General features: G+C 36.0%; 6 protein-coding genes. All 6 read left to right on the top strand.

What is annotated here, in order from left to right; translation table 11 throughout:
• A partial coding sequence (locus SGJ10_01735) for a gliding motility-associated C-terminal domain-containing protein (protein MDZ4756846.1) occupies window positions 1–2,086 on the top strand: 2,086 nt, incomplete at its 5' end.
• Between the two features lie 45 nt (window positions 2,087–2,131).
• Window positions 2,132–3,079, top strand: coding sequence for a type IX secretion system membrane protein PorP/SprF (locus tag SGJ10_01730; GenBank protein ID MDZ4756845.1), 948 nt, complete (start codon window positions 2,132–2,134; stop codon window positions 3,077–3,079).
• A gap of 30 nt (window positions 3,080–3,109) precedes the next feature.
• A complete protein-coding gene (locus SGJ10_01725; protein ID MDZ4756844.1) occupies window positions 3,110–4,894 on the top strand; it encodes an OmpA family protein in 1,785 nt (594 codons plus the stop codon).
• A gap of 4 nt (window positions 4,895–4,898) precedes the next feature.
• Entirely contained in the window at window positions 4,899–6,425 is a 1,527-nt protein-coding gene (locus tag SGJ10_01720) for a catalase (protein ID MDZ4756843.1), read from the top strand.
• Between the two features lie 139 nt (window positions 6,426–6,564).
• On the top strand, window positions 6,565–7,131 hold the full coding sequence (locus SGJ10_01715; protein ID MDZ4756842.1) for a DUF308 domain-containing protein: 567 nt from the start codon (window positions 6,565–6,567) through the stop codon (window positions 7,129–7,131).
• Window positions 7,132–7,687: 556 nt separating this feature from the next.
• Window positions 7,688–9,502, top strand: a complete 1,815-nt coding sequence (locus tag SGJ10_01710; protein ID MDZ4756841.1) for a T9SS type A sorting domain-containing protein — start codon at window positions 7,688–7,690, stop codon at window positions 9,500–9,502.
• Window positions 9,503–10,095: the final 593 nt, after the last annotated feature.

Here is a 10,095-nt window from a genome sequence, read left to right as displayed (position 1 = left end):
CACAAAAGGTTGCGACAGTATTATAGTTACCGTACTTACGGTTAACCCCAAGTATTCAACCAACAAAACCGCAGCAATTTGCAGTGGCGACAGTATATCGATTGCAGGAACCTATAGAAAAACCTCGGGTACTTATAATGATACCTTGAACACCACAAAAGGTTGCGATAGTATTATAGTAACTGTTCTCACGGTCAATCCTAAATATACTACCAACAAAACTGCAGCTATTTGCAGCGGTGATAGTATATTCATTGTAGGTGCATACAGAAAAACATCAGGTACTTATAATGATACTTTTAGCACTGTTAAAGGATGCGATAGTATTATATCTACCGTTCTCACGGTTAATCCAAAATATACATCAAACAGAACCGCAACTATTTGTAGCGGCGATAGTATATCCATTGTAGGAACCTACAGAAAAACATCAGGTACTTATAATGACACCTTGAGCACCACAAAAGGTTGCGATAGTATTATAGTTACTGTTTTAACGGTTAACCCCAAATATAACACCAACAAAACCGCAGCTATTTGCAGTGGAGACAGTATATCAATTGCAGGAACCTACAGAAAAACGTCGGGTACTTATAATGATACTTTGAGCACCACAAAAGGTTGTGACAGTATTATAGTTACCATGCTTACAGTGCATCCTTCTTATAAAACAAATTTAGCTACCTCAATTTGTATGGGAGATAGTTTATTCATTGCTGGATTCTACAGGACTATATCTGGAACTTATTCTGATTCATTTACTACAATTAAAGGATGTGATAGTATAATATCGACATCACTATTCATAAATCCTACCTATACTAAAAATGTATCTGCCACAATCTGTAAAGGTGATAGCTTATACATAGCTGGATTATACAGGACTGCATCAGGAACTTTTGCTGATACCTTTACTACCATAAAAGGTTGTGACAGTATTATAGTTACCATGCTTAATGTGAATCCTGTTTATATCTTAAATTATGCTGTTTCTATTTGTAATGGCGACAGTATGTTTATTGCAGGTAAATATAGATCTTTCACTGGCATGTATGCAGACTCGTTGAAAACAACGAAAGGATGTGATAGTATATCTTATACTGCACTAACTGTGTATCTTTCTTATACAAAGAGTGCAACCGTATCTACCTGTAATGGCGATAGCTTATTTATAGCTGGGAAATATAGAACTATACCAGGCACTTATACCGATTCGCTATATACAATTCATGGATGCGACAGTGTAGTAGCTACGGTGTTTACTCTATTCCCTAGTATTATAAATAATTTAACTGCTTCTACTTGTAGTGGTGATAGCTTAATGATAGCAGGAAAATATAGAACCATACAAGGCACCTATACCGATTCACTTATTACCACACGTGGATGTGATAGTATTATAGTAACTGTATTTACGGTGTATCCTGTATATTCAAATAATACCGCACTAGCAATTTGTAATGGCGACAGTGTTGTAATTGGAGGAATATATAGAACCACTTCTGGTAATTATAGTAATACTTATAAAACTGTGAATGGCTGCGATAGTATTATAGTAACTGTGCTTACGGTGAATCCGCTGCCTGCTGCTAATGCTGGAGTTGGACAAACTATATTGTTGGGTGCAAGTACCGTTATCGGAGCACCTGCCATTGCAGGGAATACTTATAGCTGGACGCCTTCAGTAGGTTTAAGTTCAACTACAGTTGCTGAGCCACAAGCCAGCCCGATTGTGACTACCACTTATTATTTAACAGAAACAAATACATCAACGGGATGTTCAAAAACTAGTACTGTAGTAATAACTGTAGTACCTGTATTAGACTTCTTCAATGGTTTCTCTCCAAACGGCGATGGGTATAATGATTATTGGAAAATACCAGTACTTGATTTCTATCCTGTAAACAAAGTACAAATAATAAACCGTTGGGGCAATGAAGTTTGGGTAGGAGATAACTATGATAATAAAACCATTCTATGGACTGGTAAAAACATGAACGGGGACGATTTACCCGATGGCACTTATTATTATATCGTCACTTATGGCAATGTAGATAAACGTGGTTGGGTTATTATAAAAAGATAATTATTAAAATTAATATATATATAAAACATTTAAAAAATTAAAACAATGAATAAGATAATTTCAACAATCGTTTTGGGACTACTCTCCTTCGGTGCATTTGCACAACAGGATCCAGGATATTCCATGTATTTCTTCAACCCGGTTAATATAAATCCAGCCTATGCTGGAAGCCGGGAAGTGTTCTCAGGCAGCTTGGTTCATCGCAGTCAGTGGGCTAAGATGGAAGGTGCACCTACTAGTCAATCGTTGAGCATTCACAGTGCATTGCCCAATAGTAAAGTGGGTTTAGGCTTGCAAATAAATAACGACAAAGCAGGCCCGTTAAAAAATACAGGTGTAAATTTCACCTATGCTTATCATGCCAAAGTTAGTGAAAAAGCTAAATTAGCATTTGGAGTAACAGGAATGGTAAACAATGTAAGTGTAGGTTGGGACAAAATAAATATTGATGATAATAATGATCCCGCATTTGCAGCAAACGCAAACTCAAATTGGGTTGCCGATGCCGCTGCAGGATTATATCTTTACAAACCACGTTTTTATTGTGGACTGAGTGCCAATCACCTATTGCAATCAAGATTTGGTTTAACTGATGCCTCGGGTGCCGATAAGGCAAAGTTTTACAGACAATATTATTTAACCACAGGTGTAGTTTTACCTTTAACCAAATCAGTTGATTTTAGACCTTCAATTTTGATGAAGTATGTTCAGTCGGCACCGGTGGTTGGTGAAATTGACGCTTCGTTTATCTTCTTCGAAAAGTTATTTCTTGGAGCGGGTTACAGAGTCGGCAAAAGAATCAATATGACTGGTACAGATAATATGCTGATAGGTATTTTGCAATTCCAAATGTCCAATGCGTTCAGTTTCGGTTATTCTTACGATTACTATTTGAACCGCAATGGTCAATATAATAGTGGCACGCACGAGTTCATGATTGGATGGGACCTTAGCCGCACTAAAACTAAAATGACGAGTCCTAGATTCTTTTAAATACACACAAATTACTAAATAAATACGAAAATGAAAAACATATATACCATCATCATTGCCGCTCTGTTTTGTATAACAGTGAATGCTCAAACAAAAAAAGCCGATAGACTTTATAATAATTGGGAATATTATGAAGCCGCAAAACTTTATCAAAAAGCAATTGATAAAAATCCAACTACCGACCTATATTATAAACTAGGCGAATGCTACCGTAAAATGAACTGTTATAAGAAGTCGGAACAAGAAGCTTATGATAAAGTAAATGCAGCAGGCACTTATAGCAAACCTGAGTTTTATTTAAACTATGGACAAGTATTAAAAAGTAATGGAAGATATTCAGAGTCAAAAATTGCTTTCAATAAGTATACAGAGTTGGTACCCTCCGATCCTCGTGGAAAATTCTATAGTGAATCAATTGATACTGTCGTATACGACCACCAATGGGATGAGCAGATTACCATCAGTAATGTTGCCAAGCTCAATTCGAAAGAAGCCGATTTCTCTCCAGTATTATATAAAGACGGAATTGTGTTCGCATCTTCCAGAAAAACTGCAGGACATGGTAAAGTATACCCATGGACTGGTTCAAATTATTTAGATTTATATTATGCTAAAAGCATGACTAATAATGACACAAACTATACAGATTTAGCACCCTTGGGCGGAAAGCATATTGATAATAAATACCATGATGGTCCAGCTTGTTTCTCGAAAAACTATGATACTATATATACAACTCGTGTTGAGAAATATTTGAAAGGTGATGAAAAGAAAACATTAGGCATCGAACGTAATAAGATATTTATGCTAACAAAGAAAGATGGAGAATGGACAAAAGCAGTTGCGTTCCCGCATAATAGTAATAATTATTCGGTGGCCAATCCCTTCCTTTCTCCTGATGGATCACGACTTTATTTTGTTTCCGACATGGCAGGTGGCTATGGTGAAACAGATTTATATTATTGCAACCGTGTAGGAGATACTTGGGGCAGCCCCATCAATATGGGTTCCAATATTAATACTTTCAACAGAGAGAAATATCCGAGTATGGACAGTGCAGGTAATTTCTATTTTGCTTCAAATGGTTATCAAGGTTTGGGAGGTATGGACGTTTGTGTAGCATTAAACAATAATGGTCGCTTGGAGAAAGCTAAACCTATGAAATATCCTTTTAATTCTACAGCCGATGATAATGGAATTATATTCCTAAAAAGCGGTAAAACAGGTTATATAACTTCAAACAGAAATACAAGTGGAAATGGCGAAGATGATATTTTATATTTTGACTTGAATCGTGAGGATTTGGATAGCGACTTTGTCACCTCTATATATACTATTGGGTACAGACCAAAACCTCCAGTAGAAGTATTGGCAGTAGTGCCTGTAGAAGAACCTATTATTGTAAAAGCCAATTTGGATCAAATTGTAAAAGTAAAAGCACCCATGCCTATTAACGGAATTATATACTTCGATTTTGATAAATATGATATACGTCCCGATGCGATTTCATACTTAGACAGCGTGGTTAACTATATGAAAGAATTCCCTGATATGAAATTGATAGTTGGTGGTCACTGCGACAGCAGAGGCACACCTGAATATAATATAGTATTGAGCAATGACCGTCATGCCGCAGCAGTTCGCTATCTTAACAAAAAAGGTGTTGGCAAAAAGCGTATGGTTGCCACAGGTTATGGTTTATCGCAAGTTGTTAACCGCTGTGTGCAAGGCGTAGAATGTAGCGATGCAGAAGACCAGATGAACCGTAGGGTCGAGTTTCATTTCGAAGGGAAAAAAGTCGCAAACGCGAACTAATCAGATGGATAAAAAACAAAATAAGAAACTCACTACTACATCGGGTAAGCCCTATGTGGAAAATGAAAATAGTATGAGTATTGGGCCGAGAGGCCCTTTACTTTTGCAAGATTATATATTACATGAAAAAATGGCTCACTTCAATAGGGAAAGAATTCCTGAAAGAGTGGTGCATGCTAAAGGTAGCGGAGCATTCGGAACCTTCACGGTTACCCATGATATAAGCCAGTATACTAAAGCAAAAATATTTAATAAGATAGGCAAGGAAACTAAAATGTTTGTTCGCTTCTCGCAAGTAGGTGGCGACAAAGGCAGTGCCGATACCGAAAGAGACCCACGTGGTTTTGCGATGAAATATTATACTGAAGATGGAAACTGGGATTTGGTAGGAAACAATACTCCTATATTTTTCATTAAAGATCCTAAGAAATTTTCCGATTTCATACATACACAAAAACGTGACCCACGAACCAATTGCAAAAGCCCTACAATGATGTGGGATTTTTTTAGCTTGAATCCAGAAAGTTTGCACCAGGTTATGATACTGATGAGCGATAGAGGAACACCCTATGGCCATAGGCACATGGATGGTTTTGGCTCGCACACCTTTAGTATGTTTAATGCAAAGAATGAAAAAGTATGGGTAAAATTTCATTTCAAAAACCTGCAGGGAATAAAGAATTTTAACAATGATGAAGCTGTAGAAATGAAAGGCAAAGACCCCGATTTTGCCCAACGCGATTTGGTAGATGCTATTGATAAAAAAGATTTTCCGAAATGGAAAATGCAAATACAAGTAATGACCCTCGAGCAAGCTAAAGAATTCCCTTTCAATCCTTTTGATATAACCAAAGTATGGTACCATCACGATTTCCCCCTTATTGATGTGGGTGTGATGGAGCTGAATCAAATTCCCAAGAATTATTTTGCCGAGGTTGAACAAAGTGCATTTGCACCGGCCAATGTTGTGGATGGTATTTCCTATTCGCCCGATAAATTATTACAGGGCCGTTTGCTCTCCTATCCCGATGCACACCGCTATCGTTTGGGTGTGAATTATGAGTTACTATCAGTAAACAAATGTCCCTATATGGTTGCAAATTACCAACGTGATGGCTTTATGCGTACGGATGAAAACGGAGCCGAATCGCCTAATTATTCACCTAACAGTTTTGATGATATATATGCAGATGAAAATTACAAAGAACCTGCAATGCCTTTAGAAAGCAACGTTGCCGACTGGTATGATAGAAACGGTGAAAACGATAACGACCATTATACGCAACCTGGTTTATTGTATAATAAAGCCATGAATGATTATGATAGACATAATTTAGTTTCAAATATTGTGGGTTCCATGATGGGCATTGTGGGTGAAAAAAGAGATATAATTATCAACCGACAGCTTTGTCATTTCTTTCGTGCCGAGGCGAAATTGGGAATAGCTATTGCAAAAGGATTGGGTACGGATATGTTGATGGCTGAAATACAGTCCCACAGTGCAAATAAGAAAAACATGGGATATATGTAAATTTTTTTCATAAATATATAAGTATGAGTAGGCAAAATACTCACACCTTTGTCCTATAATCATCTATATCAATAAAATTTATTTGTGTAGATTAATTTCATAGAATCCTAAACCATAAATTAAAAAAAAACTTACAATTATGAACAGATATGCATCCTTAGCCATTTATGGTATTTTAATAATTATAACTGGAATCGTGGTTTTGACTGTGGCATATAACCCAACTTATTCAATTCAATATATTGTTGGTATTGGAATGTTGTTAAGTGCTACTTTTGCCTTTGTTACCGCTTACCAGAGCAGGCACATACGCGTACCTTTAAATTATCACGCCTTACATGCAGTAGGTATGGTTGTTTATGGTTTTGCGATTTTATTTTTTGCCAACAACATTGAAAGTTTTTTTAATATCACAACTTTCTTTCTATTATATTATGGTATTACCGAAGTTATTTTCTGTTTGCAAATATTAATGCTGAAAGATAATGTAAGTTTACAGACAGATATTATAAGATTAATCTTAGGGGTCTTTGTAGCTCTTGGTGCTGTATTTATTATCTCAACTACTTATTTTGACTATAGCAAAGCACTTACAGTGTCGGGAATTGTATTTATTATTAGTGGAATAAATTTAATTCTTTTCAAAACGGTGGTCAAGAAATTGGATAAATCAAAAATTGCCCCAGAACTTTCTCAGGGGGTATAATAAATTACCTACTTCTTAATTTTACAGAACGGTTTTCTGTACACGATGGTGTCGTCCACATCCATAATTTGTGGATGTATTATACCGAAATTCAATATATAATACCATTTCTTCAACTAAAATAGTCCAAAAGACTATTTTAGTTGAAGAATGGTAATGCCGAACTACATCCCGAAAGCTTTCGGGATTAGTCCCCCTTTTTTTGTACTATTTTATATTGAGTTTCGGTATAATAGTCCGAAAAAATTGACTAATCTCCCGCAACGGGATGTAGCTTGTATTGCAATTTTAAAAACCAATCCGCCTCAAGCGGAGAACTATTATAGTATAAGAATTGATATAATACAAAATCTAAAATTTCAAGATTTTATTAGGTTCTCTCTCTCTCTCTCTCTCTCTCTCTCTCTCTATATATATATATAAATGGATAAAAAATTTCATTTATTGATTTCTGTAATATATATAATATATTTAGACAATTGTGTAATTCACCAAAACACGATTGTTCTCAATTTTGCACTATAATAATTTATTAACTAATTAAACATAAATAAAAATGGAAACTTTACAAAAAAAGAACGGTAAAACCGTTAATCAAAAGAATAAGATTAGTCTTATTAAAATCTGCTTCATGGTCTGCTCATTCGTAATGGTACAAGCGGCATCGGCTGCAACATTTACAGCCGTAAGTAGTGGCAACTGGACTGACAATGCTACATGGGCAGGTAATTCTGCACCCTCTACCAACGTAGTCAACGACCAAATCGTTATACCATCAAGTATATCGGTAGCTGCAAATGTTAACCTTACTATCAATGGTTCATTGGCTTCTTTAACTGTTGATGGAACCTTAACTGCTACCTCAGGCGATTCGCTTTGGTTAGGTTTAGGCACTTTAACTGGAACAGGCACTATGGTAATGGGTAATGTGGTATTTGCTACCTATGCAACACTTGCATTCACAGGCTCACTTACTGCTTACACGCTTACAACCGCAGCAACAGCCCTAGCAACTACAGCGAGTATTAAAGTAAACAACAAATTGGTTTTTGCAGCAGGCACATTCACCACCAAAACTGGAGGTAGTATTGCTGTAGAAAGTAATACGACTATTATGATGGCAGGCGGAATTTTTATAGTAAGTGGCGGTTCTGCTGATCTTACCGCAAAATATAATGTTCACTATTCAACTGCAACTTCAACTGTTGGTGTAGAACTTTCAGGTTCAGGATTGAACGATGTTACCATTGATGTACCAGCAGGTTCATCTGTAATTGCAGCATCTTCTATACAAGTTAATGGTTTCCTTAAACTTACTAGTGGGGTATTGGCACTCGGCAATAATACACTTACCATAAAAGGAGATATAGCGGCTACAGGTTCAGGAACAATTTCTTCGGGCTCGGCTTCTAATATAATTATCAATACCGTAACAGCTCCAGCAGGTTCTTTAAGGTTCACGCCTACCGAAAATATTGTAAATAATTTCACAGTGAACGTAATTAGTGGTGGTACAATCGTAATCAGCTCCGATTTAGAAATTGACGGTGACTTGAATTTTGTGAACGGTACTATCACATTGTCAAATTATAAATTGGTAATGGGTTCAGCAGGCACTATTACAGGTGCAAGCAGTACTTCTTATGTGATAACAGGTTCTTTCGGTTTTTTAGTGATGCCACTTGTAACTGGAACTTCGGTTAATTTTCCTATCGGAACTGTAACCTATTATTTCCCTACCAATATTCAACTTAATACAGGCTCGTCGAACAGACAAATAAGAGCTAATGTGTCTCCAAAGGTATATTCACAAGGTACTATGGGTACAATTTTATCAGCCAGTCAACACATGGTTAATGCCACTTGGATGCTTGAATCGGATGTGGCTGCAAACCTCAATATTAATGTAAACTTGAAATGGTATTCGAATGCAGAAGTAAATGGTTTTGATAATACCAAAGCATATATATCACATTATACTTCTGGTGCATGGGATGTGCAAACTAGTGCTGCGGCTGCCTCATTGGGCAGTAACATGTATAGCATACAAAGAGCAAACATCACTTCGCTTAGCCCATTCGCAGTATTTGATCAAACTACAAACACAAGCATTGCCGAGGCAAACACCAGCAGTCAGGTTATGGATATCTACCCTAACCCAACAAAAGAAAATATATATATTAACAACTTAATAAATATAGACGAAATGATAAATGCAGATATAATAGATATGAAAGGCCAAATAGTTGCAAAACATACCCTTAAAGGCGGTAATAAAACTATACCTGTAAGTGAGTTAACCGATGGTATTTATTTCATCAATTTTTATAATAACAGTATAAATACTACCAAAAGATTCACAAAAATATAATACGATAAGTATTGTAAATTTTAAAAAGTGGTTGGTCTCTAAAAGACCAGCCACTTTTTTTTGTTATGCAGTTTATCAAATATACAACAGATGAAGGTAATGTTAGAAATTATACCGAAACTTAAAATAAAATAGTCCAAAAAAGGGGGACTAAGCCCCCGCATCCCGATAATTATCGGGATTAAGCGGGGCTTTTGTGATGTAGTTCGGCATTACCATTCTAAAAACTAATCCGCGTAAGGCAGAGAACTATTATAGTTTAAGAATTAGTATAAATACACAACCATGTAAGTATGAAAAATATTCAGAATATGAAAAGTCCATTTGATGATTTATAGAAAATTCATGATTCTTCAAGCGAGATCAATTAAAGTAAAATAACATGTAAAATAATGCTCAATTCTTATTATTATTGCAAAGTAAAAAAGGAATGTTTATTGCTCAAACGAACCAAATTAGTGAGATTGGGGTGATTTTATGGCTCCTATATACAAGTTATGCACAAGCGTAGGACAGACACAACCAACAAATAAATATTTCAATGAAACTCAAAGTATTCATATCAAGCAGGAACAATGACACCATAAAAATTG

Source organism: Bacteroidota bacterium (assembly GCA_034439655.1).
Classification (GTDB): Bacteria; Bacteroidota; Bacteroidia; order UKL13-3; family UKL13-3; genus CANJUD01.
This window is presented reverse-complemented; position numbering and strand designations above follow the sequence as displayed.